This is a genomic window from Amycolatopsis sp. NPDC033938 (assembly GCF_055575975.1).
Genome location: NZ_JBVIRO010000011.1, coordinates 226,830 through 253,135, shown reverse-complemented (window position 1 = coordinate 253,135; position 26,306 = coordinate 226,830). Strand labels below are relative to the sequence as shown.

23 protein-coding genes are annotated in these 26,306 nt (G+C 69.4%); 14 read left to right on the top strand and 9 right to left on the bottom strand.

Annotated elements, in window-relative coordinates:
• Nucleotides 1–6: 6 nt before the first annotated feature.
• Complete coding sequence (locus ACZ5ZX_RS26520; protein WP_465504680.1) at nucleotides 7–651, top strand: response regulator transcription factor; 645 nt, start codon at nucleotides 7–9, stop codon at nucleotides 649–651.
• A gap of 501 nt (nucleotides 652–1,152) precedes the next feature.
• Here the strand turns inward: ACZ5ZX_RS26520 and ACZ5ZX_RS26515 are convergent.
• Complete coding sequence (locus tag ACZ5ZX_RS26515; protein ID WP_465504679.1) at nucleotides 1,153–1,683, bottom strand: GNAT family N-acetyltransferase; 531 nt, start codon at nucleotides 1,681–1,683, stop codon at nucleotides 1,153–1,155.
• A gap of 31 nt (nucleotides 1,684–1,714) precedes the next feature.
• Between ACZ5ZX_RS26515 and ACZ5ZX_RS26510 the strand changes: the two genes are divergently transcribed.
• From ACZ5ZX_RS26510 to ACZ5ZX_RS26495, 4 genes are read left to right on the top strand one after another with little or no spacing between them, the layout of a single operon-like run.
• A complete protein-coding gene (locus ACZ5ZX_RS26510) occupies nucleotides 1,715–2,278 on the top strand; it encodes a helix-turn-helix domain-containing protein (RefSeq protein ID WP_465504678.1) in 564 nt (187 codons plus the stop codon).
• Between the two features lie 10 nt (nucleotides 2,279–2,288).
• On the top strand, nucleotides 2,289–2,549 hold the full coding sequence (locus ACZ5ZX_RS26505; protein ID WP_465504677.1) for a DUF3626 domain-containing protein: 261 nt from the start codon (nucleotides 2,289–2,291) through the stop codon (nucleotides 2,547–2,549).
• Nucleotides 2,536–2,697 carry a hypothetical protein gene (locus ACZ5ZX_RS26500; RefSeq protein WP_465504676.1) on the top strand — a complete coding sequence of 54 codons (162 nt, stop codon included), beginning with the start codon at nucleotides 2,536–2,538 and terminating at the stop codon, nucleotides 2,695–2,697. Before ACZ5ZX_RS26505 ends, ACZ5ZX_RS26500 begins: the two co-directional genes overlap by 14 nt.
• 5 nt (nucleotides 2,698–2,702) lie before the next feature.
• Complete coding sequence (locus ACZ5ZX_RS26495) at nucleotides 2,703–3,113, top strand: secondary thiamine-phosphate synthase enzyme YjbQ (protein ID WP_061984342.1); 411 nt, start codon at nucleotides 2,703–2,705, stop codon at nucleotides 3,111–3,113.
• On the opposite strand, the gene ACZ5ZX_RS26490 is transcribed toward ACZ5ZX_RS26495, so the two are convergent.
• On the bottom strand, nucleotides 3,051–4,055 hold the full coding sequence (locus tag ACZ5ZX_RS26490) for a YhgE/Pip domain-containing protein (RefSeq protein ID WP_465504675.1): 1,005 nt from the start codon (nucleotides 4,053–4,055) through the stop codon (nucleotides 3,051–3,053). The genes ACZ5ZX_RS26495 and ACZ5ZX_RS26490 overlap by 63 nt on opposite strands.
• Nucleotides 4,056–4,182: 127 nt before the next feature.
• Here ACZ5ZX_RS26490 and ACZ5ZX_RS26485 point away from each other — a divergent pair, with 127 nt between their 5' ends.
• The 4 genes from ACZ5ZX_RS26485 to ACZ5ZX_RS26470 all read left to right on the top strand — a co-directional run bounded on the left by ACZ5ZX_RS26485 (nucleotide 4,183) and on the right by ACZ5ZX_RS26470 (nucleotide 8,937).
• A complete protein-coding gene (locus ACZ5ZX_RS26485; RefSeq protein WP_465504723.1) occupies nucleotides 4,183–4,869 on the top strand; it encodes a haloacid dehalogenase-like hydrolase in 687 nt (228 codons plus the stop codon).
• 9 nt (nucleotides 4,870–4,878) lie between these two features.
• Nucleotides 4,879–5,799 (top strand): DUF8017 domain-containing protein, encoded by a 921-nt coding sequence (locus tag ACZ5ZX_RS26480; RefSeq protein WP_465504674.1) that lies wholly within the window; start codon nucleotides 4,879–4,881, stop codon nucleotides 5,797–5,799.
• Nucleotides 5,796–6,659 (top strand): DUF8017 domain-containing protein, encoded by an 864-nt coding sequence (locus ACZ5ZX_RS26475; RefSeq protein ID WP_465504673.1) that lies wholly within the window; start codon nucleotides 5,796–5,798, stop codon nucleotides 6,657–6,659. Before ACZ5ZX_RS26480 ends, ACZ5ZX_RS26475 begins: the two co-directional genes overlap by 4 nt.
• 70 nt (nucleotides 6,660–6,729) lie before the next feature.
• A complete protein-coding gene (locus tag ACZ5ZX_RS26470) occupies nucleotides 6,730–8,937 on the top strand; it encodes a bifunctional lysylphosphatidylglycerol flippase/synthetase MprF (protein ID WP_465504672.1) in 2,208 nt (735 codons plus the stop codon).
• 625 nt (nucleotides 8,938–9,562) lie between these two features.
• On the opposite strand, the gene ACZ5ZX_RS26465 is transcribed toward ACZ5ZX_RS26470, so the two are convergent.
• Nucleotides 9,563–10,516: a DUF8017 domain-containing protein gene (locus tag ACZ5ZX_RS26465; RefSeq protein WP_465504671.1), complete on the bottom strand. Its 954-nt coding sequence runs from the start codon at nucleotides 10,514–10,516 to the stop codon at nucleotides 9,563–9,565.
• On the bottom strand, nucleotides 10,516–12,264 hold the full coding sequence (locus ACZ5ZX_RS26460; protein WP_465504670.1) for a proline--tRNA ligase: 1,749 nt from the start codon (nucleotides 12,262–12,264) through the stop codon (nucleotides 10,516–10,518). The genes ACZ5ZX_RS26465 and ACZ5ZX_RS26460 overlap by 1 nt, the downstream gene beginning before the upstream one ends.
• A 126-nt stretch (nucleotides 12,265–12,390) precedes the next feature.
• Here ACZ5ZX_RS26460 and ACZ5ZX_RS26455 point away from each other — a divergent pair, with 126 nt between their 5' ends.
• Both ACZ5ZX_RS26455 and ACZ5ZX_RS26450 read left to right on the top strand, forming a co-directional pair.
• Nucleotides 12,391–12,747, top strand: coding sequence for a VOC family protein (locus ACZ5ZX_RS26455; RefSeq protein WP_465504669.1), 357 nt, complete (start codon nucleotides 12,391–12,393; stop codon nucleotides 12,745–12,747).
• Between the two features lie 28 nt (nucleotides 12,748–12,775).
• Nucleotides 12,776–13,678, top strand: coding sequence for a 2-hydroxyacid dehydrogenase (locus ACZ5ZX_RS26450; protein ID WP_465504668.1), 903 nt, complete (start codon nucleotides 12,776–12,778; stop codon nucleotides 13,676–13,678).
• A 664-nt stretch (nucleotides 13,679–14,342) separates the two neighbouring features.
• Here ACZ5ZX_RS26450 and ACZ5ZX_RS26445 read toward each other — a convergent pair.
• Nucleotides 14,343–15,278: an aminoglycoside phosphotransferase gene (locus tag ACZ5ZX_RS26445; protein ID WP_465504667.1), complete on the bottom strand. Its 936-nt coding sequence runs from the start codon at nucleotides 15,276–15,278 to the stop codon at nucleotides 14,343–14,345.
• A 72-nt stretch (nucleotides 15,279–15,350) separates the two neighbouring features.
• Nucleotides 15,351–16,319 (bottom strand): GNAT family N-acetyltransferase, encoded by a 969-nt coding sequence (locus ACZ5ZX_RS26440; protein WP_465504666.1) that lies wholly within the window; start codon nucleotides 16,317–16,319, stop codon nucleotides 15,351–15,353.
• A gap of 59 nt (nucleotides 16,320–16,378) precedes the next feature.
• Here ACZ5ZX_RS26440 and yaaA point away from each other — a divergent pair, with 59 nt between their 5' ends.
• Both yaaA and ACZ5ZX_RS26430 read left to right on the top strand, forming a co-directional pair.
• A complete protein-coding gene (yaaA, locus tag ACZ5ZX_RS26435; RefSeq protein WP_465504665.1) occupies nucleotides 16,379–17,134 on the top strand; it encodes a peroxide stress protein YaaA in 756 nt (251 codons plus the stop codon).
• Between the two features lie 87 nt (nucleotides 17,135–17,221).
• Nucleotides 17,222–18,673, top strand: coding sequence for a trypsin-like serine protease (locus ACZ5ZX_RS26430; protein WP_465504664.1), 1,452 nt, complete (start codon nucleotides 17,222–17,224; stop codon nucleotides 18,671–18,673).
• A 56-nt stretch (nucleotides 18,674–18,729) separates the two neighbouring features.
• Here ACZ5ZX_RS26430 and ACZ5ZX_RS26425 read toward each other — a convergent pair whose 3' ends face one another.
• The 3 genes from ACZ5ZX_RS26425 to ACZ5ZX_RS26415 all read right to left on the bottom strand — a co-directional run bounded on the left by ACZ5ZX_RS26425 (nucleotide 18,730) and on the right by ACZ5ZX_RS26415 (nucleotide 23,036).
• Nucleotides 18,730–20,253 (bottom strand): phytoene desaturase family protein, encoded by a 1,524-nt coding sequence (locus ACZ5ZX_RS26425; protein WP_465504663.1) that lies wholly within the window; start codon nucleotides 20,251–20,253, stop codon nucleotides 18,730–18,732.
• Nucleotides 20,254–20,325: 72 nt separating this feature from the next.
• Nucleotides 20,326–21,873, bottom strand: coding sequence for a S8 family peptidase (locus tag ACZ5ZX_RS26420; protein ID WP_465504662.1), 1,548 nt, complete (start codon nucleotides 21,871–21,873; stop codon nucleotides 20,326–20,328).
• A complete protein-coding gene (locus ACZ5ZX_RS26415; protein WP_465504661.1) occupies nucleotides 21,873–23,036 on the bottom strand; it encodes a S8 family peptidase in 1,164 nt (387 codons plus the stop codon). The genes ACZ5ZX_RS26420 and ACZ5ZX_RS26415 overlap by 1 nt, the downstream gene beginning before the upstream one ends.
• 270 nt (nucleotides 23,037–23,306) lie before the next feature.
• Between ACZ5ZX_RS26415 and ACZ5ZX_RS26410 the strand changes: the two genes are divergently transcribed.
• Entirely contained in the window at nucleotides 23,307–26,171 is a 2,865-nt protein-coding gene (locus ACZ5ZX_RS26410; RefSeq protein ID WP_465504660.1) for an ATP-binding protein, read from the top strand.
• Nucleotides 26,172–26,306 lie beyond the last annotated feature (135 nt).

Sequence of the window (26,306 nt, the reverse complement as noted above, 5' to 3'; positions counted from 1 at the left end):
GGCGGCGTGCGCGTCGTGATCGCGGAGGATTCGGCCATCCTGCGGGCCGGACTCGTCGAGCTGCTCAACCTTCGGGGGCACGAAGTCGTCGCGGCCGTCGCCGACGGCGACAGCCTGCGCGCGGCGGTTCGGGAACACCGGCCGGATGTGTCCATTGTGGATATCCGCATGCCGCCGACGCACACCGACGAAGGCCTGCGCGCGGCGATCGCGCTCCGCGCGGAACTCCCCGGTTGCGCGATCCTGCTGTTCTCCCAGTATGTCGAGACGCAGTACGCGACAGAACTCCTCGCCGACCGCGCCGGTGGTGTCGGCTACCTGTTGAAGGACCGCGTCGCGGAGGTTTCGGACTTCCTCGACGCGCTTCGGCGGGTCGCCGAGGGAGAGACCGTGCTCGACCCGGAAGTGGTCAGCCAGCTCTTCACCGCCACCCGGAAGACCGACGCGCTCGCCGGGCTGACCCCGCGGGAGCGGGAGGTGCTCGGCCTGATGGCCGAAGGGCGGTCGAACTCGGCCATCGCGGCGGCGCTGTTCCTTTCGGCGGGCTCGGTGGAGAAGTACGTGTCGAGCATCTTCGGGAAGCTGGCGCTGCCACAGTCCGAAGGGGACAACCGGCGGGTGCTGGCGGTGCTGCGGTACCTGGAGTCCTAGGCCGGTTTTGGAGTCGGCTACTTGTGCCGGACCTTCATCGCGCCTTCGTCCTGGGTCCCGGGGGACGTGAGTGGTAAGTGTCGTTAGAACCCTCTCTTAGGTACCTACCCGTGGCCTGGCTCGCCATCCTGTACTGGGGAGCGCGTGAAGGCCCCCTTCCCTCGGCTCAGCCGAGGGAAGGGGGCCTTCACGCGCAGCCGTTGTGGCTGGTGGTGCTGTTGAGGCTTGCGATGGCCTTCCGTGCCGGGTGAAGGGAACTTTGGGGGGAGAGGTAACTCAAATGTGGCGTGTCCTGAAGGGCCCCTTTGAGACGTTGAAGGTCTCAAAGGGGTCCTTCATGACATCACGCTTCGACGCTGGGGCGGCGGTGTTCGCGCCTGTCGCGCAGCGGGCGCCGACCGCGCCATATTCGCCTTACCCCTCAAGAGAACGACACTTACCACTCACGAGACGTGCCCGGCTCACCTGCCCGCAGGAAATCGGAGCAGCGAGACCCAAGCCCTACCGAGGCTCGGCCGGCACCCCGTCCACCTCCGGCAGGCACAACTGCATCCACGCCACATCCCGCCAGGCTCCGTGCTTGTACCCGATCCGCCGGTAAGTCCCCACCGGCTCGAACCCCATCGCCTTGTGGAGCCCGGCGCTCGCGTCGTTCGGCACCACCATTCCGGCGCAGAAGTTCCGGAACCCGCGCGACGCCAGCCTGTCCAGCAGTGCCTGGTAGAGCGCGCGGCCGCCGCCCTTCCGCTGACGGCCCCGCTCCAGGTAGACGCTGACCTCGCACGACCAGCGGTAGGCGGGACGACCGCTGAACGGGCCCGCATACGCGTAGCCGATGACGCGGCCTTCGTCGTCTTCGAGCACGAGCCAGGCGTGCGACCGCTGCGCCTTGGCGATGCGCTCGGCCATCTCGTCCGGTTTGGGCGGCTCGGTCTCGAACGAGATCACCGTGTCGGTGACGTACGGCGCGTAGATCTCCGCGCACGCCGCCGCGTCGTCTTCGGTCGCTTCCCTGATCACCATGACGATCATAGTATCCGATGCTGCCACTATAGTGAGCAGCATGTCGGATCCCTTGTCCGCGTCGCTCGCCGCGACGCTCCAGTCCGCGAGAGTCGACCAGAACCTCTCGGCCAACGCTCTCGCCGAGATGTCCGGCGTGTCCAGGGCGATGATCGGCAAGATCGAACGCGGAGAGGCCCAGCCGACGGCCGTCCTGCTCAGCAGGCTTTCGTCCGCGCTCGGGATGACGTTGTCCGAGCTGGTCGCCCGCGCGGAACACGGTGACCAGCGGCTCGTGCGCGCGGCCGATCAGCCGACCTGGACCGACCCGGACACCGGGTACGTGCGCCGCGCCGTCTCGCCGTCGCTCGGCGGACCGCTGGAACTGGTCGAGGTCGTGCTGCCCGCGGGCGCCGAAGTCTCGTTCCCCGCCCACACCTACGCGCTGACCCATCATCAGATCTGGGTGCTCGACGGACATCTGCGGTTCCGCGAGGGGGACGTCGACCACGAACTCGATACGGGCGACTGCCTCCAGCTCGGTACACCCCAGCCGTGCGCCTACGTCAACCCGACGGACCGGCCGGTGCGTTATCTGGTCGCCCTCGCCCGGCGGCACGCCTGATACTCCGGTGATGGACACACGAACCCGGGCGCTCGCGCACGTCGCCGCGAAAGCGCGCGGCGGACACGAGGCAGGGCTTCCCGTGACGCTCCACTTCCACCCCGATCGGTCCACAAGGGACGGACGCCCCGTCTTGGCGGCGCTGGCCGAGGACGGTTTCTACCGCAACCAGTTCGAAACCGGAACGATCGGCGGATCGACCGCGCGTCCCGGCGGCGCACACCGTCGGACGGACCACCTTCTGCTACCCGGACAGCGTGCGGCGACCTGAGGACTTCGGACATGGAACCCGGGTTTCGGCGCTCATCGCGCTCGCCCGCGAAGACGACACAGACCAACTCGGGGAGGGCGTCCACCACGACCAACAGGCGCTGAAACGCGTCTGGCACTACGTCGCCCGCTTCGGGGCACTACCGTGAACGGCATGTACTCCACGGAGATCGAGGTGCGCACCGGCAGCGTGGCCGTGGTGCACGACCTGACCAAGGACGCCGAGACCTTCCTGCGCGACGCCGACGCCGAGGACGGGATCCTGCACGTCTTCGTGCCACACGCGACATCCGGGCTGGCGATCCTCGAAACCGGCGCGGGCAGCGACGAAGACCTGCTCACCGCGCTCGACGACCTGCTCCCCCGCGACGGACGCTGGCGGCATCAGCACGGCAGTCCCGGTCACGGCCGTGACCACGTCCTGCCCGCGCTGCTGCCGCCGTACGCCACGATCCCGGTCCTCGGCGGGGTGCTGACGCTGGGCACCTGGCAGTCGATCTGCCTAGTGGACACCAACCTGGACAACCCGGTCCGGCGTGTCCGCTTCAGTCTTCTGGAGGGCTGACCGGCTCGGCCACAGCGCGAGCACCAGCCCGGCCACGAGCAGCGCGGCCAGCACCCAGGCTCCGGTCGTCACATCCGGCGCGTTCGGTACGCCCTGCAGCAGGCTGCGGAGGCCTTCGGCCGAGAACCGGAACGGCGTCCAGGACCACAGCACCGCGCGGTAGGCGGGGTTCAGCAGTTCCGGCACCTGACCCGCGACGGCGGGCGCGACCAGATACAGCGGGCCGAGGATCGTCATCGCCCGCACGCCCAGCAGCCGCAGCAGACCGGTCTGCAGCGCGGCGAACGCTGTCGCGGTCAGGAAAAGGAAGCCGAGGACGTCCCAGCCGAGCGGAAGCGAGGAGTCCCAGAGTTTCAGGAATCCGGCCAGGACGCCGGTGACCAGCACACCCGCCGAGACGATCTGTGTGCAGCGCGCGGCGACTCCGGCGGCTCGGCCGATCCGGTGGCCGAGAAGGATCAGCACGGCGCCCGCGACCAGACAGCCGACCCATGCCAGCGCGCTCAGCCCGAGCGGAGCGACGCGACCGGCCGCGCTCGCCGCGTGCAGCGTCTCGACCTTCGGCGTCCCGCCCATGGCCTGCGCGACGCCGGTCAGCACCTGCTGGGCGATCTGGGTCCCGGACGGATTCACCGCCCCGGAGACCACGACCGTCGACGGAAGTTCCAGTACGCCGTAGACCTCCTTGTCCTCCAGCAGTTTCCGGCCGTCCTCCGGTGAGGTCACCCGCCAGGACACCTGGCCTCCACCGTGGGACGCGATCCCGTGCGCGGCCGCTTGGAACGGTCCCGATGGCGCGGCCACGGCGACGGGGAGACCGTCGGGCGCGACGGTGGCTTGCGCGCCGAAGGTGAGAAAGCCGAGTACGACGGCGACCAGCGCGCCTGCCACCGCGGCGAGTAAGGCGAACGCCCCGGCGGGGCGCCGGCTCTGGGTCGGCATGACGTCCTCCATTTATTCTTCGCTTGTTGAATTAGGGCCTCAAGGTAGGCCTGCGCGGCCAAGAAGTCAACAGACGTTGAATTAGCTCACCGGTACCGTCGTCGGCGTGACTACTCCGCACCGGCTCGTGCTGTGGGACATCGACCAGACCCTCGTCGACCTGCGCGGTACCGGCGCCGCCTGGTACACGGCCGCGCTCGCCGAGGTCGCCGGCGTCGAACTGCGGGCGCTGCCGAACTTCGGCGGCCGCACCGAACGCGCCATCAGCGCGGACATCCTGACCTCGCACGGCGTCGAGCCCACCGAGGAGAACGTGCGCAAGCTCTGGCTCGCGCTGATCGCCGTCTCCGAAAGCCACGCACCGAGGCTGTCCTCGAACGGCCGCGCGCTCCCGGGTGCCAAGGACGCATTGAACGCCTTCGCCTCGCAGGGCGGCATCGTGCAGACACTGGTCACCGGGAACCTGCCGGAGATCTCCGTGCACAAGCTGACCGCGTTCGGCCTGCACGAACACGTGGACTTCGAGATCGGCGGCTACGGCTCGCTTTCGGCGCACCGGCCCGATCTCGTTCCCGCCGCCGTCGGCCACGCTTCGGCGAAACACGGCACCGAATTCGCGCCGGCGTCGGTCGTCGTCATCGGTGACACCCCGGACGACGTGCGGGCCGCGCTCGACAACGGCGCCGTCGCGGTGGCCGTGGCCACCGGGCAGTTCAGCGCGGAGGAACTGGCCGACGCGGGCGCGCACACCGTGCTCGGCGACCTGACCGATCTGGCAGCGGTTCGTACCGCCGTGCTCGGGAGCGCCGACTAAACTCGATCCATGGCATACCCAGGCGGCAACGGCTGGCCGGAGCAACCACAGCAGCCCGATCAGCGGCAACCCCAGCCACCGGGATATCCGCCCCAGTACGCCCAGGATCCTCAGCAGCCGTACCAGGGCTACCAGCAGCAGGGTTTCCAGCAGTTCCCGCAGCAGACCTACCAGGGTTTTTCCCCGGAACCGCCGAAGAAGGGCAAGAAAGGCCTGTGGATCGGCCTCGGCGCGCTCGTCGTGGTCATCGCCCTCGGCGCCACGCTCTTCTTCGTCCTGCGCGACGGCGACGATCCGCAGCCTCAGCCCACACCGCCGTCCACTTCCGCGGTCGCGTCGAAACCTCCGTCGACCTCACAGAGCGGCGACGTCCCGCAGGACAACAAGGTCCCGGCCAAGACGTTGGGCTGGCAAGGAATCGTCTCCCGGCAGGACAAGACGGCGTTCGACCTGCCGCCAACGGGCTGGGAGACCAAGCCGGGTTACTCCACCGGGAACACCGAGCGCGAGCTGAAGATGGTCCTCCACGAGGCGATGCGGTACAAGCTCGGCGCCTGCCCCGAGATCAGCAGCTCGAACCGGGGAACGGTCGGCTTCGCCACCGCGGACCAGATCCCGGTCGAGAACGCCGCCAGAGGCGCTGTCCGGCTCTGGATCCAGTCCGCCACCGGCAAGACCGACGTGCCGATGCCCGAGGTCAAGCAGATCCCCATCGCGGGCGGCACGATGCAGGCTCTCAGCTCCTCCGCCTCGTACACCCCGAGCGAAGGCGAAGGCTGCCGGGCGCCGAGCGTGAAAGTCACTTCCGCGGCGTTCAAGATCGGTGAGCAGACCGTCTGCTTCGTGATGGTCCTCGACCAGGAAACCCCGGACGCCCTGTCCGAGGCGGACGCGCAGATGATCCTCGCGAGTTTGCGGCCACAGCAATGACCGGCCCCGGTGGGCGCCCCGGCGAACCGCGAACGTGGTTCGTCGATCCGCTCACCGGGGAACCGCTCGAATCCGAGGCCGAACAGACTGGCCCGATTCCCGTCGTCCGGGACGTCCTCCCGCCGCGCCGCCGCTTCCGCCTGCGGCCGGCGCTGGGCGTCATCGGCCTGGTCGTCGTCCTCGCGGTCGGCACGACGGCCACCTATCAGGCCAGGACCGCGACCCCGCCGTCCGCCACGGACCTCGTCCTGCCCGATCCGGTGCTGCCCACCCGGATCGGCCCCGTGATCGCGGGCTGGCAGCCGGTGCTGTCCGACGATCACCCACTCGTGTTCGACGTCCCGCCGGACTGGACGATCGAGGAGCCCGACGTCGCCGTCGCATACGAAACTCCCGCCGGGGAGCTGGTCACCTTGCAGGGCGTCGCCCGGTACCACCGCGATTTCTGTCCCGGCTCAGCGCACTCGTCGCGGGCGATGGCGGGGTTCACCACCATCGACGAGGGCGAGGTCGGCGGCATCGCGCAGGCGGCGGAGGAGACGACCCTCCGGTGGGCCGAAGCCGCATACGGCCCGATCAGCGGCGGGCGGCCCCCGAAGACCGAAACCGGCGCCGCCGGGCCGGTGAGCGTGCTCGATGGCGGCACGATGGCCACGGCCGTGACCACGACCGTCGTCCCCGCCGCCGACGGGCCGTGCGCGGCACCGTCGGTCTCGATCACCGCGATCGCCCTGCCGCCGCGCGCCTTGCCGGGTTCCGGCCGCTACCACGTCCTTCTGGTACTGGCGGACCAGGGGATTCCCGGTGCGATAGCCAGGGACATCGTCCTCAAGATGGGTGGGAGCATCCGCCGGGAGTAGCACTCCCCTAAGGGAAATATGGGTCCCCTGCCCGATGTCCAGAAGGCCTTCGCCCGCTTACCTTGTTTCCATGCCAATAGGGGGAAGCGGGACGGCCGCGCCGGGCCGGACGCAGAAGCTCACCACGGTGCTGAGGCACCGGCTGCCTTTCACGACACTCGTCACGGTCACCATGCTCGCGCTCGCCTTGGCCACGGGCGCGCTCTGGTCCGCCGCCGAGGATCGCGCGGTGTACCCGTACATCGCCTATGGGCTGCCGTCGCTCGAATCAGGCCGGTGGTGGACCTTGCTCACCGGACCGCTGTTCGCGGTCGTCCCGCTGTACTACCTGCCGATGGTGCTGAGTTTCGCGCTGTTCGCCGGATTCGCGGAATGGCGGCTCGGCACCCGCCGGGCGATGGCCGTCGCCATCGGCGGTCAGTTCGTCAGCGTGCTGGTGGCGGTCCAGTTCCTGGCACTGAGCCGCAATTCCGGCTGGGAGTGGGCGGAACGGGTCGCCGGCAGCCTCGACGTCGGGTTCTCCGGCGGCGCGCTCGCCGCGGTCGCGGTCGCCAGCGCCACCCTGCGGCCGCCGTGGCGGCTGCGGCTGCGCGCCGGGCTGTGCGTCTACGCCGGGGTCGCCATCATCTTCGTCGGCACGCTCGCCGACCTCGTGCACTTCTTCGCACTCGTGCTGGCCCTGCCGTTCGGGCGCAAGTTCATCGGTTCTCCGGAGTCCGCCCGCGAACGGCGGCCGAGCCTGCGCGAATGGCGGTTCTACGTCGTCGCCGGGCTGCTGGTGCTCACGGTCGCGGAACTGGTGATGTCCTTCGTACCGGGCAACGGCCCCTTCGGCTCGTCCGAGGAGCTCTCGCTGTCCGGCTGGGAGGTCGGCGTCCTCTGCCTGATCGTGGTGCCGATCATGAACGGACTGCGCAAGGGCAACCAGGTCGCCTGGTGGTGCGCGATGATCCTGACCTCGTTCGTCATCCTGCAGGTGATGGCCTACGGCGGGGTGCTCGCGCTGGCCGAGGTCTTCGGTGAGGACACCGGGCTTTCGGATCCGCCGCTGTTCTTCGTGGACAATCTCCTGTGGACGGTCGAGTTCGCGCTGCTGATCTCCTCTCGCGGCGCCTTCCGGGTCCCGTCGCGGCGGAAGCGCCGCCGTCTCGGCCGGATGGGCAACCCCGCGCTGGCCCGCACGCTGCTCAGCCGTCACGGCGGAAGCACGCTTTCCTGGATGACGACCTGGCCGCAGAACTCGTACTTCGTGGCCGCGGACGGCAAGTCCTACCTCGCCTACCGTCGCCATGCCGGTGTCGCCATCGCGCTCGGCGACCCGATCGCACCCGACGGCGCCGGTGACCGGACGATCGCCGAGTTCATCACGATGTGCGAGAACACCGGTCTCGTGCCGTGCCTGTTCTCCGCCACCGGCGACACCACCGCCAAGACGACCGACCTCGGCTGGAAGCACGTCCAGGTCGCCGAAGACACCTTGATCGAACTGGACACGCTGGAGTTCCGCGGCAAGCGCTGGCAGGACGTGCGGACCGCGCTCAACCGCGCCAAGAAGGACGGCATCGAGTTCCGGCTGGTGCGGCTCGCCGATCAGCCCCGTTCGGTGATCTCGCAGGTGCGCGCGATCTCCGAGGAATGGATCGGCGACAAGGGCATGCCGGAGATGGGCTTCACCCTCGGTGGCGTGGACGAGGCGATGGACCCGGAGACCCGGGTCGGTCTCGCGGTGGACGCCGACGGCGTGGTCCACGGTGTGACGTCGTGGCTGCCGGTCCACACCGGGGCCGGGGCCGTCGGCGGCTGGACGCTCGACGTCATGCGGAAGCGCTCCGACGGTTTCCGCCCCACGATGGAGTTTCTGATCGCGTCCTCGTGCTTGGCTTTCCGCGAGGAAGGCGCGAAGTTCGTCTCGCTGTCCGGCGCTCCGCTGGCGAGCTCCGGCGAACCCGCCCACGCCGTCGAACGGGTACTCGACGCTCTCGGCACGATGATGGAGCCGTTCTACGGATTCCGTTCGTTGCACGCGTTCAAGTCGAAGTTCCAGCCTCGCCACGTCCCGCTGTACCTCGCGTTCCGCGACGAGGCCGATCTGCCGCGGATCGGGATCGCGCTCGGCCGGGCCTACCTGCCGAACACCGGGCTGCTGCGGCTGGCCAAACTCGCCAGGTCCGGCAAGAAGCCTCAGCGCTCATCGGCGAACCCGCGACCGGTGTCGCCGGGGCGGCGCCTGGTGACCCAGGTCGCGGTGGGCGACCAGGGCGTCATGCCCCCGGGATAACCGCCTCACGTGCCTCTTTGGCCGCCGGTCTCGTGAGTGGTAATGACGGTTCTAACCCGAATCGCCACTCACGACCAGCCCAGCTCACCGGCCGCTCGTGGCTGTGTCCTGAAGGCCCCCTTTGAGACGTTTACCGTCTCAAAGGGGGCCTTCAGGACGCCTGCCACCGGCCCGGACCTGGCCCACGCTGCACATCCGAGACGCGCTCAAGGCTGTCCCGGCCGGGTCCAGCAAGGGACTCGTGAGTGGTAATGACGGTTCTGGCCAAGGGTGTTTTAGGTACCTACGGCGGGTGGGTCCGGTGACGGCCGGACCGTGAAGGACTCCTTGAGGGACCCAGAGTCCCTCAAAGTTCCCCTCACCCGCCCCGGACGACCATCACGAGCCTCAGCAGCATCACCAGTCACACCGGCTGCGCGTGAAGGACCCCTTCCCTCGGCTCAGCCGAGGAAACTCGACCTTCACACCTTCCCCAGTACATGATGGCCCCCTTCCCCGCGCCTAGCGCAAGGAAGGGGGCCATCATGCACCTCATGCCAGCAAGTCCGCAGGCCACCAGTAGGTACCTAAGAGAGGGTTCGCTCTAACCCTCATTACCACTCACGAGACCAGCGGGACCGACGTCTCAGCGCAGGGTCGAAGGCGGCGGGGTGATGGTCTTGCGGTCGGCCTCCGGAACACCCCGGTAGGTCTTGAGGATCTTCAGGATCTGCTCGCGGTCCACACTGCCCTGTTCGTCCTGATCCGAATAGACGAGCAAGGCGGCCGCCGACTCTCCCATGTCCACCGCCTGCACGCCGACCAAGGCACGCTTCGGGGTACAGGGCGCGGTGTGCCCGAGGGTGACCTCCGCGATGAGGATGCTCGCGGGGACCTTCTTGCCGTTGCCCAGCGTGAACTCCACCGCCTGGACCGGTTCGGCCACGATCTTGGCCGACGCCGGGCCTCCGTCGGGGTTGTACGCGCTCACCGCGAGATCGTTGAGGGCCTTGTCCGCCGCGGCGGGCGCGTCGGCCACCTTCACGGTCGTCAGCCCGCTGCCCCCGACCCGGCTGCCCTTGACCGCCGGACAGTAGCCCTCACCGAGGAAAGCACTGGAGAACATGGAGATCCCCGGGCCGAGAACGTTCTTCTCCCAGCCGTGGATGGTGGTCGGTTTCGGCGTCCAGTTCGGCGGGACGTCGTAGGCGACCTGGCCGTCGGCCCCGGCCACCGACTGCCAGCCGTCGGTCACCGGCGGCGCGACGACCCGCGGCGAAGGCGTGTAGACGATCGGGGTCCGGGTGGTCGGCGAGTCGCTCGACGACCGGTCCGAGCTGTTGTTCGCGAGCGCCGCGACAGCGATGACACCGAGCGTGGCGAAGAAGCCGTACATGGCCCTTCGCCCGCTTCGCGACATCGGCTGCTTAGCCATCTGCGCGGGCTCAGGTTCGGTCTCGCGTTCCGGTTCCGGCGCGGGTTCGGCAGGCGCAGGCCGGTAGCCGGGCGAGTCCGAGGGCTGATAGCCCCCGAACCCGTCCAGCGCGGCGTTGTCCTCGTAGCCCGGGGAATCCCCGCGCTTCTTGCCGAACCAGCCCATTACGAACGGACGAGTTTGACCAGGTGCTCCACGACCGCGTCGACGGCGATCTCCTCGCGGTCGCCGGTGCGGCGGTCCTTGACCTCGACGACGCCGTTCGCCAGGCCGCGCCCGACCACCAGGATGGTCGGCACCCCGACGAGTTCGGCGTCCGCGAACTTCACACCGGGGCTGGCCTTGCGGTCGTCGAGGACGACCTCGATCCCGGCGGCGTCCAGTTCGGCGGCGAGTTTCTCCGCGCCGGCGGCGATCGTCTCGTCCTTGCCCGCGATGACCACGTGCACGTCGAACGGCGCGACCTCGCGCGGCCAGATGATGCCGAGGTCGTCGTGGTTCTGTTCGGCGAGCACGCCGACCAGCCGCGAGACGCCGACACCGTAGGAGCCCATGGTGATGCGGATGGGCTTGGAGTCCGGGCCCAGCGCGTCCAACTGGAAGGCGTCCGCGTACTTGCGGCCCAGCTGGAAGATGTGCCCGATCTCGATACCGCGCGCGGCGACGAGGGTGCCCTTGCCGTCGGGCGAGGTGTCGCCTTCGCGGACCTCGGCGGCCTCGATCGTGCCGTCACCGGTGAAGTCACGGCCCGCGACCAGGTCGACCACGTGGTGGTCGCGCTCGTCGGCGCCGGTGACCCAGGCGGTGCCGTCGACGACGCGCGGGTCGAGCAGGTACCGCACGCCGTTGTCCTTCAGCGCCTTCGGGCCGATGTAGCCCTTCACGAGGAAGGGGTTCTTGGCGAAGTCGGCTTCGTCGAGCAGCTCGAACTCGGCGGGCTCGAGGGAGGCTTCGAGGCGCTTCGTGTCGACCTCGCGGTCTCCGGGAAGGCCGATGGCCAGCAGCTCCCACTCCTTCGCACCCGGCTGGCGCGTCTTGACCAGGACGTTCTTGAGCGTGTCCGCGGCGGTGAAGGTGCGGCCGAGGCCGGCGTCGTTCAAGAAGGCGACCAGCGATTCGATGGTCGGGGTGTTCGGCGTGTGGTGGACCTTCGCCTCGGGCAGGCCTTCGATCGGCTTGGCCTCGGGCGCGGGCGTGGTGACCGCTTCGACGTTGGCCGCGTAACCCGATTCGGTGCTGCGGACGTAGGTGTCTTCACCCGTCTCGGCGACGGCGAGGAACTCTTCGGAGGCCGAGCCTCCCATCGCGCCGGAGGTCGCCTTGACGACGACGTACTCGATGCCGAGACGGTCGAACAGCTTCGTGTACGCCGTGCGGTGCAGCTCGTACGACTTCGCGAGGCCCTCGTCGTCGAGGTCGAAGGAGTAGGAGTCCTTCATGACGAACTCGCGGCCGCGCAGGATCCCGGCGCGGGGACGCGCCTCGTCGCGGTACTTGGTCTGGATTTGGTACAGGACGACGGGGTAGTCCTTGTACGAGTTGTACTCACCCTTCACGGTGAGCGCGAAGAGCTCTTCGTGCGTCGGGCCGAGGAGGTAGTCGGCGCCCTTGCGGTCCTTGAGGCGGAAGAGGGCGTCGCCGTACTCGGTCCACCGGCCAGTGGCCTCGTAGGGCTCCTTCGGCAGCAGCGCGGGGAACTGGATCTCCTGCGCGCCGATGGCGTTCATCTCTTCGCGGACGACGTTCTCGATCCGGCGCAGCACCCGCAGACCCAGCGGCAGCCAGGAGTAGCCGCCCGGAGCGACTCGGCGGACGTAGCCGGCGCGTACCAGGAGCCGGTGGCTCGGTACCTCGGCGTCCGCCGGATCCTCACGCAGGGTGCGAAGGAACAACGACGACATCCTGGTGATCACTTCTGGGCTCCTCGCTGGAATTACGTGCTGAGACGTTCTGCGCAGCGTAGTCACCCCGCCCCGGGGCGATTCAACCGGTTATCGCGGTGCCCCGTTTTTGTCGGTGGGTGCCGCTAGCTTGTCGCCATGGGAATCGAGCTGGGGATGATCACGATCGACTGCGCGGATCCGCGTGGGCTCGCGGCGTTCTGGACGAAGGCGCTCGGGGTGGAGGTGGATCAGGACTACGAGGGCGAGTTCCTGATCCTGCGCCCCAAGACGGAGAACGGGCCGGTGTTCGCGTTCCAGCGCGTACCGGAGCCCCGGGCGGGCAAGAACCGGGTCCACATGGACTTCGGTACCGACGACAGGGAGAAGGAGGTGGAGAGGCTGATCGGACTGGGCGCGAAGAAGGTGGAGGAGCACCAGATGCCGGGGATGGCCTGGACGGTGCTGGCCGATCCCGTCGGCAACGAGTTCTGCGTCGCCACCCACCAGGGCTGACGCCGATCTCGATGGTCAGAATGGCGGCATGACCGAGCGCGCCATCCTGCCCTGGACCGACATCGAGCTGCCCGAGGGGCTGAACGCCCGGTGGTACGACGGCACCGGCCCCTTGCCGGAGGGCGACCTCGATGGCGTCGAGGTTTACGTGCTGCCGTACGACACCGGAGCGGAGCCGACGAAGCTGATCGCCCGGCTGCCGTCGCTGAAGCTCGTGCAGTCGCTTTCGGCCGGGGTGGAGAAGCTGCTCCCGCTGGTGCCGCCGGGGGTGACGCTCGCCAACGGCCGCGGCCTGCACGACCTCAGCGTGGCGGAGCACGCGCTGGCGTTGATCCACGCCTCGCAGCGGGATCTGCCGCGCTGGTTCGCGCAGCAGGCGACGGGTTCGTGGGATCGGGCGCATACGCGTTCGCTGGCCGACAGCCGGGTGCTGCTGGTCGGCCACGGCTCGATCGGGCAGGCCATCGAGCGGCAACTGCTCGCGGCCGAAGCGGTCGTGACCAGGGTGGCGAGCACGGCGCGCCCCGAGGAGCGGGTACACGGCGTCGGTGAACTGGCGGATCTGCTGCCGTCGGCCGACATCGTGGTCCTGATCCTGCCCGAGACACCCGCGACCATGGGCCTGTTCGGTGCCGCGGAACTCGCCGCGCTGCCGGACGGCGCCCTGGTCGTGAACGTCGGGCGGGGCTCGGCGATCGACACCGCCGCGCTCACCGCCGAGACCGTGGCCGGGCGGTTGCGCGCGGCGCTGGACGTCGTCGATCCGGAGCCGCTGCCCGCCGGGCATCCACTGTGGACAGCGCCGGGTGTGGTCATCACGCCGCATGTCGCGGGCGGGTCGGCGTCGTTCTACCCGCGCGCGAAGCGGCTGGTCACCGAGCAGCTGCGCCGCTATGTCGCCGGCGAGGAGCCGCTGAACGTGGTCGGCTGACGCCGCGTTCAGTCCTCTGTCGAGGGGTGAGTATTGAGGGGTCAGGCGAATCTGGCGTGATCGGCTCGTTGCCGTCAAGGTCCCCTTGCTTACCCTGAAGGTAGTGAAGGAGGCCTTCACGGACCGGGCTTGGGCCTGACCTGGACGAGGGTGGTTCCGCGGGCATCGTCGCCCGGTCTCACCCCTTGATCAACGGAAGATTCGGGACACTCAACGACCGGAATCTTCCCCACCCGACCGCACCGGCAACCCGCCCCTCAAGAGGACCTTTGCTGCTTGGTTGCGGCCAGGTACTCCTCGCTGAGACACGGCGCGCCCTTGACTATCCACCAGAGACATTCTCAGGCAACCGCGTGTCCGATTTGGGCCAGACTTTGAGTGCCCTTCCTCCGGATGCGGTCGTCACCGGGACTGTCGTGCGGCACTGTGTGGATTTTGTGTCATCTAACGCATCAAAATCCACACAGTGAAAGACACCGTCCACCGACGGGACCGGTCACCGGTACGCCGCGCCCGGACACGACACCTTTGCCTTACCTCTCAATAGAACACCATTTAGCACTCACGACCCCCTCGGGAAACCCAGTCCGGAGCCGCGCCAGGGCACGCCCTATTTGGCTTCCCCACCGAATAAATGCATACCCCTGAACGCGCACGTGCGACGCTATTGCCAGTGCGTGCGGTAGGCGAGCCAGTCGCGCATGGCCGCGGCGAGACGGCGCTGCGCCGCGCGGACGCCGGTCGTCGCGGGCGGCTCCGGCAGACGGCAGGCTCGTTCGGCGTGCCCGGCCAGGGCGACGCCGAAGGCGGTGACCGCCCAGACCGGGATGCCGGTGAGCACCGGACGCCGTCGCAACAGGCGGTCGACGTCGGCGGGCCCGTGCCCGGCGTCCAGCAGGTACGGGACCAGCGCCACCAGGTCGAGCCAGCCCGCGCCCCTCGCCGGGTAACGCCAGTTGGTGACGAGCACCCTGCCGGTTCCGGTCCGCACCAGGTACTCGGGCTGGATGTCGTTGTGCAGCAACGTGTCCCCGGCCGCCCAGGGATGCCAGGACGTCTCCAGCTGGACGAGCCGGTCGAGATTGCGGACGGCCCAGCCGTCGAGGTCGTCCGGTGGTTCCTTCGCGAGTTCGTGCCAGCCGCGCAGGAGCGGGCCGAGATCGTCGAGGGCGTCCGGGACGTCGGGAAGCGGGCACGGGGTGAGCGTGCGCCCGAGTGCGCCGAAGGTGGCCAGCACGGCGGAGAGGTCCGGTGATCCGGGGCGCAGGTTCGGCCTGGTGCCGTCGAAGTCGGCGAAGGCGAGCACCAGCCAGTCGCTGTCCACAAAGGACAGCAGCTGCGGCGCGGGTGCCTCCGCGGGCAGCCGTCGCGCGATGGCGGCCTCCGTCCGGTAGCCGCCCGCGCGCGGGCTGTTCGCGGGGATCGCCTTCAGGAAGACCCAGCGATGACCGCGTTCGAGTTCGAGCCTCGCGGCGACACCGCCGTCGAATTCCGGGGTCTGCCACAGCGAACGACGGACCACCGAACCGAGCTCACGCTCCACGGCGTCACGCGTCGCCGACGGCAGATCATGCCAGCCGAGGCGTGCGGAAACCGGCAACGCCCTACCACCCCCGCGATCTCTCAGAGAAGATCGACTGTACCGAAATCCACCCTTTCGGGTGACAAGCGGTCAGGTCGGGATGGGCTTCACGTACCCGGCCCAGCGCTGATGCTCGCTGAACCCGACGCGTTCGTAGACACCGAGGGCGCGGTGGGTGTTGTCCTGGTCGACGCTGAGGGAGGCCCGCTGGAAGCCCTTGGCCTTCGCTTGGACGAGCGTGTGCCCGAGCAGCGCGCCCGCGATCCCGCGGCCGCGGAGGCCGGCGTCGGTCGCGACGTGGCTGACGTACAGGTCCTTCACGCCCGTGGCGGCCTCGTCGGAGGCGAAGAAGGCGCTCAGCACCATCGCGATGGCCCGGTCCCGTTCCGGGCTCAGCAACAGGAAGGACAGGTCCGGCTGGAAGTCCTTGCCGCCGACCACCAGATGCCGCCAAGCCTCCGGGGACTGGTCGGTGCTCCCCCAGTGGTCCGCGAACGTCTCATTGCGGGACCGCAGCGTGAGCTCCTCGTACTTCTCTTCGTAGGCGACGAGCGGGAACTCTTCGGGCAGCGGCTGAGCAGGCGGAATCGACGCGAGGTCGGCACGCATGTCGACGAACCACCGGGCGTGCTCGTATCCGGAGGCCACGAGCACGCCCGAGAGCCAGCGCTGCTTGGTGTTGGCGGCGGCGTGCAGTTCCAGCGGCGCGTCCGGGAAGGACTTCGCGTGGATCCGCTTGCCCGCCTCCTCGAACCAGCCGGTGAGACGCGCGGCGATCGCGTCGTCGCGGTAACCGGGATGGACGAGCGTCTCGACCCGCACCATATGCGCCGGATTCGCCGCGTCGCGCCGCCTGAGCAGACCGTAGGCGACCAGCGTGACGCCGTCCCAGGCGCTGATGGTCGCGGTGGGCAGGTCGACGTTGGGCGAAGAGATCTCTTCGGCGAGGTCCTCCGCGCTGTAGTGCTCGTCGATCGGCTCGACGCGCTCCGCTTCGGCGAAGCTCTCCGCCAGGCGCGGCATATCGTCCATGGTCAGCGGCCGCCAGGTCAGGCTCATGCGGAGGAGGCTAAGCCCGCGCCTCCGGGTGACGCACTCCATTTAGTTACGCTTCCGTGGTGCTCGTGCTGCTCCCCCCTTCCGAAACCAAGGCCGCCGGTGGCACCGGCGCCCCGCTGGACCTCGGCGCCCTGTCGTTCCCCGAACTGAACCCGACCAGGGCGAAACTGGCCGACGCACTGGCCGAACTGGCCGGCGACGTCCCCGCCAGCATCGCCGCGCTCGGCATCACGCCGCGGCAGGTCGACGAGGTCGCCCGCAACGCGGAGCTGTGGTCCGCGCCCACGATGCCCGCGCTGCGCCGCTACACCGGTGTGCTCTACGACGCTCTCGACGTCAAGTCCTTCACCAAGGCGACGCTGGCGAAGGCCGAGAAGCGTCTCGCCGTCGCTTCGGCGCTCTTCGGTGTGGTCGCGGCGACCGACCCGATCCCGGCGTACCGGCTCTCCGGCGGGAACGCGCTGCCGTCGCTCGGGTCCGTCCGCAGTGTGTGGAAGCCGGTGCTCGAACCGGTGCTCCAGGGCATCGAGGGACTCGTCGTCGACCTGAGGTCCGGAACGTACTCGGCGCTCGCGAAGCTCCGGCCGGACGCGGTGACGGTGCGCGTCGTGACCGAGGACGCGAAGGGCAACCGCATCACGGTGAGTCACTTCAACAAGGCGTACAAGGGAAGGCTGGCCGCGGAACTGGTGAAGTCCCGCACGGAACCGTCCACTGTGGAGCAGCTGATCCGGGTGCTGTCGAAGGCGGGTCTCGACGTCGAGCGCACCGGGGACCACAGTCTGGAACTGCTCACCGGCGACGGAGCGCATTAGTTCCGTACCCCTACGGACCCCTTCCTCGGTTGTTCCGCCAGACGTCCCTGCGGAAAGTGATTTCCAGCCATCTGGAAAGGAACCACCGTGAACAGAAGACAACGGCTTCTGGGGATCGCCACCGCCGCCCTCGGCTGCCTCTCGGTCCTCCTGCCCGCGCCGGCGGCCGCCGCGGATCTGACCGCCGTCACCCCGACGGATCAAGCGGTCGTCCCCGGTGGACTGCACACCAGCTCCATCGGCGGCACGCCCGCCTCGGTCCGGGACTACCCGTTCATCATCGCGGGCCTTCGTGAAGGCGGAACGAGGCCGCAGGGGCAGACCTGCACCGGTTCGGTCATCGCGCCGCGCAAGATCCTGATCGCCGCGCACTGCAAGGCCGCGTCCGGGGAGAAGAGTTTCCTTTACGGGCTGGACGATCTCAACGCCGGCGGAGGGACGAGGGTCGGCGTCGTCAGTTACGACACCCACCCGAAGTACGTCAACTTCGACCAGGGTTACGACGTCGCGGTGGTCACCACGGACGCCGACATCCCGGTGCCGGGCGGCCAGTACGCGAAGGTCGCGACGTCGGCCGACACGGAGCTGAACAAGCCGGGCAAGTCCGGGCTGGGGCTCGGCTACGGCAAGAAGGACTTCAACGACGACACCCGCAACGTCGAACTGCACAAGTTCACCCTGCCGATCGTGCAGGGCAGCAACTGCAGCGGTGTCGGCGCGGGCTTCCAGGACGCCACGATGATCTGCAGTGGCTACAGCGACGGCCACGTCACGATCCTTCCCGGTGACAGCGGCGGGCCGCTCATCGTGGACGGCAAGGTCGTCGGCGTCGCGTCGTGGAGCCGTAGCGACTTCAAATGGTACAGCGTGTACGGCAGGCTCAACAACGACATGGGCGACTGGGTCAAGCAGCAGATCGGCGAGCCGCAGAACCCGGAGAAGTTCTCCCTCGCCGTGACACCGTCTTCGCTCAAGGTCGAGCCGGGCAAGTACGTTTCGGCCACGGTGACCAGCAAGCCCGGCAAGAACGGCGCGGAGAAGGTCGAGCTGAGCGCGTCCGGCCTTCCGGAGGGCGCGACGGCGACCTTCCAGCCCACGTCCATCAACTCGGGCGAGTCGGCCAAGGTGACCATCGAGGTTCCCGCCGGGACGGCCGAAAAGGACTACGCGGTCACGATCTCGGGCAAGGGCACCACCGACACCGCGACCACGAACCTGACGCTGACCGTCGGCGCCGGCGGGCCCCAGCCCGGTGAGCTCAGGGTGAGCCTGAGCCCCACCAGTGGGACCTCCCAGCCCGGTTTCTTCAGCAACGTCACCGTTTCCGCCACCGGCGGCACGGGCACGATCAAGCTGTCGGCGTCGGGGCAGGGCCTGCCGTTCGCACCGTTCTTCAACCCGCAGACGATCTCGAGCGGCGGTAGCTCGACCATGCAGGTGGTCGCACCCTTCCAGCGCGGCACCTACCCGGTGACCGTCACCGCGACGGACTCGGCGGGCAAGACCTCCACCGCCGTCTACACCCTCACGGTCCAGTAGTACCGCTTCGCGCGTGAAGGCCCCCTTCCCTCGGCTGAGCCGAGGGAAGGGGGCCTTCACGCGCGAGCCAGCACCGCCATCGCGGCATTGTGCCCGGGGATACCGGACACACCGCCGCCCCGCACGGCCCCGGCACCGCAGAGCAGTACCCGCTCGTGCGCCGTCTCGACACCCCACTGCCCCACCTGGGCGGAATCGGCCGCGTACGGCCACGACAGATCGCGATGGAAGATGTGCCCCGCGGGCAATCCCAGCTCGGCTTCGAGGTCCAAGGGCGTCTTCGCTTCGATGCACGACCGGCCGTCCGGTGAACGCAGCACACAGTCTTCGATCGGCTCGGCCAGCACACTGTCCAAAGAGGACAACGTCGCCCGCAGCGCCTCCTCGCGCGCCGCCTCGTTGCGTCCCGCGAACAGCCGCGCGGGCATGTGCAGCCCGAACAGCGTCAGCGTCTGCACCCGCGCGGCCCGTTCGGTCGGGCCGAGGATCGACGGATCGGTCAGCGAGTGGCAGTAGATCTCGCACGGCGGCAGCGACGGGATCCTGCCCGCGGCGGCCTCCGCGTAAGCCGTCGCCAACTGCCCGTAGCCCTCGTTGACGTGGAACGTGCCCCCGAACGCCTCGCGCGGGTCGACGCCCGGATCGCGCAGCCGGGGCAGGCGTGACAGCACCATGTTCACCTTGAGCTGCGCGCCTTCCGGCGCCTCCGGTGGTTCCTCCCCCAGCATCCGCGCGAGCGTCCGCGGCGCGACGTTCGACAGTACGTGTCCGCCGCGCACCGCGAACTCGTCGTCACCCAGCCGGTAACGCACTGAGCCGCTGGGATCGATCGACAGCACCTCCGCGCCGGTCACCAGCCGCGCCCCGGCGGCCCGCGCGGCGGACGCGAGCGCGCCGGTCACCGCGCCCATCCCGCCCACCGGAACGTCCCAGTCACCGGTCTCGTTGCCGATCACGTGGTAGAGCAGGCACAGGTTCTGCCGGAAGTCGCCGGCGTCGGCGAAAGTCCCGATCAGCGCGTCGGTCAGGACGACGCCGCGGACGGTGTCGTCGTCGAACATCCCGGAGAGTGTTTCGGTGATCGGCCGCTCGAACAGCGCGTCCCACGCCGCCGGATCGATGCGTGAGCGCAGTTCCTCCCTGGACACCAACGGTTCCGTCAGCGTGGGGAAGGTCCGCTCGGCGACCCCGGCGGTCATCGCGTAGAACCGTCGCCACGCCTCGAAGTCCTTTGTGGACCCAGTGAGCGCGGAGAACGACGCCGCCGTACGGCCGTCGTCGCCCGTGTCGACAAGGAGACCTCCGTCGCCGACAGGCGTATACGACGACATTCGCCGCCGTCGCAGCTCCAGACCGAGCCCCAGGTCCGCGATGATCTCGCGCGGCAGGAGGCTCACCAGGTACGAGTACCGCGAGAGCCGGACGTCGACGCCGGGGAAGGCCCGGAACGAGACCGCCGCCCCGCCGACCTCGTCGCGGCGTTCGAGCACCAGCACCGAACGGCCCGCCTTGGCCAGGTAGGCCGCCGCCACCAGTCCGTTGTGCCCGCCACCGACGACCACGGCGTCGTAGGACTCCATCCCGGCCTCCCCCCGCGAAACGACAATGCGCCGCGGTCATCGTGACCGCGGCGCACCGCCGTTCGCAAGGACTCAGAAGGTGATGGAGAATCCTTCGATCGTCCCGCTGTCGAACCGGTAGACGTCACGGACCCGCAGCTTCCAGGTCCCGTTCGCCGGTTCGGACGAGGCGTTCACCGTGTACGACGTGTGCACACCGCTCGCCTCGCCGATCCCTCCCGCCTGCTTGAGGCCGAACACCGCACCGCTCGGCCCGATCAGGTCGATCGCCAGGTCACCGGTGTAGGTGTGCGCGATGTCGACCTTGACCGGCAGCGTCGCCGACGCCTTGCCGTCGCAGCCGTCCTGCGTCACCGAACTGGTCACCGCGTCACCCGCGTCCGGAATGGACACCGGTGTCGTGTTCGACTTGACCCCGCACGTCGGCGTGGGGCCGCCACCGCCGATGAACGACACGTTCAGCAGTTTGTTGACCGTGCCGGACGGCAGTCCCTTGAGCACGCCGTCGGAGGCGTTGTTCACCAGCGCGTCCCGCGTCTGCTGCGGGGTGGCACCGGCGTTCGCGGCGAGATACAGCGCCGCCGCCCCGGCCACGTGCGGCGTGGCCATCGACGTCCCGCTCATGTTCGCCGAACCACCGTTGGACGTGGACAGCGACGTGATGTTGCTGCCAGGGGCGAAGATGTCCACGCACGAACTGTGGTTGGAGAACGAGGACTTGTTGTCGTTCTCGTCCGAGGCGCCGACCGTGATCGCCTCGGGGATACGGGCGGGGCTGACGTTGCAGGCGTCCTGGTTCTCGTTGCCCGCCGCCACCGCGTAGACGAAGCCCGCCGCGATGGACTTCTTGATGACGTCGTCGCCGAGCCCGACCTGGTCCATCCGCAGGCTCAGGTTCGCCACCGCCGGTTTGGTGCCGTTCGCGGTCAGCCATTCGGCCGCGTCGACGATGGCGGAGTCGGGACCGTTGCCGGAGCAGTCGTTGCCCAGCACCTTCAGCCCGACGAGCTTGACCTTCTTCGCCACGCCGTAGGTCTTGCTGCCGATGGTGCCCGCGGTGTGACTGCCGTGCCCGTTGCAGTCCTTCCCGTTGCCGCCCACGAAGTCCTTGCCGATGGACGCGCGCCCCTCGTACTCGGGGTTGTCCGGGTTGATCCCGGTGTCGAGGTCGTACGCCGTGACGCCCTCGCCCGTGTTCGGGTACGTGAAGCTCTTGTCGCGAGGCAGGTTCTTCTGGTCGATCCGGTCGAGGCCCCAGGTGGGGTTGGTCTGGGTGCCGACGGCACGCGCGGTGCCGTCCTGGTAGACCGCCTTGACTTCCCGGTCGGCCGCGAGCCGCCTGGCCTGCCGCTCCGACAGACCCTTGACCGAGAATCCGCGGAGCACGTTCTTGTACGCGGACCGGACCTCGCCGCCGTAGCGGCCGGTCAGCGCGGCCGACGACTGTTCGACCGCCAGCGTGCCGACGTCGTGGAGCACCACGATGTACTGGTCGCCGTAGTGCTGGTTCGCCTGCACGACAACGCCTTCCGCCTCCGTGGCGAGGGCGTTGCCCGAGGCGAACGCCGCCAGCGCGGTGGCCGCGACGGCCACCAGGCCGACCCGAACGCCGCGGCGCATCAGAGACCCGCCACGTTCAGCAGCTTGTTCGTCGAACCGGAACCCGGGTTGAGCACGACGCCGGAGGTGGCGGCGTTGGCCAGACCGGACGCGACGGCGGCCGGGGTCGCCGACGGGTTCGACGTCAGGTAGATCGCGGCCGCGCCGGCGACATGCGGCGTCGCCATCGAGGTGCCGCTCATCTGCTGGGTGCCGCCACCGTTGCGCAGCGAGGTGATGCTGGTGCCGGGCGCGAAGATGTCAGTGCAGCTGCCGTAGTTCGAGAACGAGGACCGGCGGTCGTCGCTCTGGGTGGCGTTGACGGTGATGGCCTCACGCACGCGGGCCGGGCTGGTGGAGCAGGCGTCGGTGTTGGAATTCCCGGAGGCCACCGTGTTCGTGATGCCCGCGGAGACGGCGCGGCGCACGGCGGCGTCGACCCCGGAGTCGGCCGGTCCGCCCAGGCTCATGGTGAGCACCGACGGGCCCTTGGCGTTCCTCACGACCCAGTCGATCCCGCTGATGATCTGCGAATACTGGCCGCTGCCCTGGCAGTTCAGCACACGCACCGAGACGATCTTGGCGCCCTTCGCCACGCCGTAGGTGGCACTGCCGACGGTTCCGGCGACGTGCGTGCCGTGGCCCTGGCAGTCACGGGCGTCGCTGTCGTTGTCGATGAAGTCGTAGCCGCTGGTCGCGCGGCCGCCGAACTCGGTCTGGCGGTAGTCGACGCCGGTGTCGAGGACGTAGACCGTGGCCCCGGCACCGTCGTTCGGGTAGGTGTACTTCCGGTCCAGCGGCAGGTTCTTCTGGTCGATCCGGTCGAGGCCCCAGGTCGGGTCGGTCTGGGTGCCGGTCATCCGCGCGACCGCGTCCTGCTGGACGAAGTCGACGTTGGGGTCGGCGGCGAGCCGTTTGGCCTGCGCCTCGGTCATTTTGGCCGAGAAGCCGTTCAGCGCCGCGGTGTAGGTCGCCTTCACCTGACCGCCGTATTTGGCCGCGAGGCCGGCGTCGCCGCTCTTCAGCGACACGATGTACCCGTCCGTGACGGCTCCCGGCACACCGGCGCCGCGGATCTGCCCCTCGGCGGCCGTGGCCGGTCCGGCGAAGGCCACGGAAGCCGCGACGGCGGCCCCGGTGAGCACCGCACCCGCGATCCGGTGACGTCGAAGTTCTCCACGCATTTCCTGAGCTCCGTTCACTCGAACAGGTGGTTCGCGCCGGCGGGGGTCCGGGCCGGCGCCGTGACGTGCGGTCACGTCGGAATCACTTTCGGGTGGTGGGACCTGCACGAACAAGCGAGGCAACGGTCCGTAGGACTACGTATCTAATAGGGAAAGCCTCCGTCCCTACGAAAGTTCTGTGACCGTCCGAGCGGGTTCCGTGATCACTGAGCGCGCGCTTAAGCTGCGTTCACTCGAACGGTGTTGTTCGTGAAGCGGGGGTGACCCGGCATGGTGATCGGTGGATGCCGACGCAGGACGAGTTCGCCGGTACTCGTCGGCCGTGATGCGGAGCTACGCGCGATCCTCGACGGCGCGATGCGGTCGCCCGCGGTGATCATGCTCGAAGGTGAAGCGGGCGTCGGGAAGACCCGGCTCGCCACCGAACTGCTGGCCTGTCCCGAACTGGCCGGACGGCCGGTCCTCACCGGGAGCTGCCAGCCACTGCGCGAACCCTTCCCGTACGGCGTCGTCTTCGACGCGCTCAAGGACGTCCGCCCGCCACGCGACCTCAACCCCGTGACCGGCGTACTCGGGCCTTATCTGCCGGAACTCGCGGCCTTCCTGCCCCCGCCGCCACCGCGGCTCGGCGACCCGAGGGCCGAACGGCACCGGCTCTTCCGCGCCGTCCGGGAACTGCTCGGCTCGCTCGGCCCGCACGTCCTCCTCATCGAAGACCTCCACTGGGCGGACGACGGCTCCCGCCGCCTCCTGCGGTTCCTGATGACCGACCCGCCCGCCGGGCTGACCCTCCTGCTCACCTACCGGCGTGAGGAAACCCCCGGCGGGATCCCGCTCGGCAGCGCCTGCCGCCCCGCGCCCGGCACCGAGCACGTGCTCGTCACACTCCGCCCGCTGAACCGTGACGGCGTCCAGGCGCTGGTATCGGCGCTGCTGGGCGGAGCGAACGTCTCGGCGGAATTCGCCGCGCGGCTGCACGAGCGGACCGCGGGGATCCCGTTCGTGGTCGAGGAGGTCGTCCACGCGATCGGTGGGATCGAAGGCGCGGTACACGCCGACGGCGCGACCGCACGGCGGCTGCTCGACGCCGTCGAAGTCCCGGCGCTGCTGCGGGAAGCGACGGTGGAACGGCTCGCCGCGCTGCCGACGGCCGCCCGGCGGATCACCGAGGCGGCGGCCGTACTCGGCACACCGTCCACTTCGGACCTGTTGACGGCCGCGGCCGCGCTCACCCCCGGACGCGCCCACCGCGCGCTCGTCCTCGCACTCGAACGCAATGTCCTGGTGGAAACCGGCGAAGGCGAATACGGCTTCCGGCACGCGCTCGCCCAGCAGGCCGTCTATCGCACCATCCCCGGCCCCGATCGCCAGGAACTGCATCGGCGTGCCGCCCGGCTGCTGCGCGACCGCCTCCCGCAGTCACTGGTGCGGCTCGCCGAACACTGCCGCAAGGCCGGCGACCGGGCCGGTGCCCTGAAGTACGGCGAGGCGGCCGCCGATCAGGCGTCGACGGTCGGCGACCTCGCCACCGCGACGGACCTGCTCCGTACCCTGCTCGACGAACCCGGCCTCCAGCCGTCCGATGTGGACAGACTGGCGGTCAAGTTCAGTTCGGTGGCGTGCAACGGACTCGCGCAGGCGGAGGTCGTCCCGGCGCTGGAACGGCTGCTCACCGACGGCAGGCTGTCCGGCCGTCTGAGCGGCGAAGTCCGGCTGGGACTCGGGCTCCTGCTGGTGCGTCAGGCAGGCGGGCTGGAGGCGGCCAGGACCGAGATCGAGATCGCCGTCAACGATCTCGCCGACCGCCCCGACCTCGCCGGACGCGGCATGGGGGTGCTCGCCCAGCCGTGGGTCGGCGCGACCCCGCTGCACGAGCACCGGCGCTGGATGGACCGGGTGGACGGGCTCATCGAACGGGCGACCGACCGGCGGCTGAAGATCATCCTGATGGCCAACAACGTCGCGTCGCGGCTGCACATCGGGGACGCTCGCGGCTGGGCCATGCTGGACCGGGCGCCCACCAGCGTCGGTTCGGCCGACGAACAGCGGCATCTGGCCCGGCTGCACTGCAACAGCGCCGACGCCTGCGCCTGGATCGGCCACCACCGGCGCGCCAGGAGCCTGCTGCGCAGCGGGATGCAACTGGCCGCCGACTGCGGCGCGCCGTACGTCGTCAGCACCGCGCGCGCGACGGCGGTCCACACCGACTGGCTCACCGGGAACTGGGACGGCCTCGCCGAACGGGCGATCGCGCTGATCGACGAGTACCGCGACCTCCTGCCGGTGACCAGCGAACTGTGTCTCGTACTCGGTCTGCTCGCCGCCGCCCGCGGCGAATGGGACGAAGCCGCGGCCCGGTTCGCCGGAACCGCGGCGGACCAGCCGGAGAACGCGTTCACCCCGGTCGCGATCGCCGCGCACGCCGGGATGGCGGGCATGCTGCTCGCGCAGGACCTCGGCGAGGCCGCCGTCGCACAGGCCGAGAAGGGACTGGAACTCTTGCGCGCCAAGGGTGTCTGGGCCTGGGGCGCCGATCTCGTCATGGCCGCCGCCGACGCGTACTGCGCCACCGGACGGGACACCGCCGCGCAAGCGCTGACCGACGAGTTCGAACGCGAGATCTCCGGCCTCGACGCGCCGTCGACCCGCGCGGCACTGGCCGCGAACCGCGGGATCGTCGCGGCGTCGCGAGGAGAGCACGCCGAGGCGATCCTGGCCTTCGAGCAGGCACGCACCCGGTTCGACGCCCTCCCGGCGCCGTATCACGCGGCGCTGATCGCGGAGCGGGCCGCGCGCTGCCGCCTGGCCGGGAACGAGGACGTCGCCGAAACCTTCTCCGCGCTCGCCGAGACGTTCGACCACCTCGGCGCCACTCGCGACGCCGCCCGCTGCCGCCACGCGTTCCGGTCCACCGGCGCGGTCGCCCCGTCCCGCCGCGGCCGCCGGGGCTACGGCGACGAACTGTCCCCGCGCGAACGCGACGTCGCCCGGCTGCTGTCCGCCGGGCACACCAACCGGGAGATCGCCGAGGTGCTGTTCCTTTCGCGGCGCACGGTGGAACAGCATGTCGCGAGCGTGCTGCGCAAGCTGAAGGTGCGGTCGCGGAGCGAACTGGCCGGGCTGCGTTCGGCGTAGGCGGTGAGCATCGTGGCAGTAGGGCTTCGGTGCGGGTGGTGGGGGGTGGGGGGGGTGGGGTGTGATCCAAAAAACGCACACACACAACCACGCCGCAGCCCCAACCCCCACACGCGGCGCACAAAAACATAATAA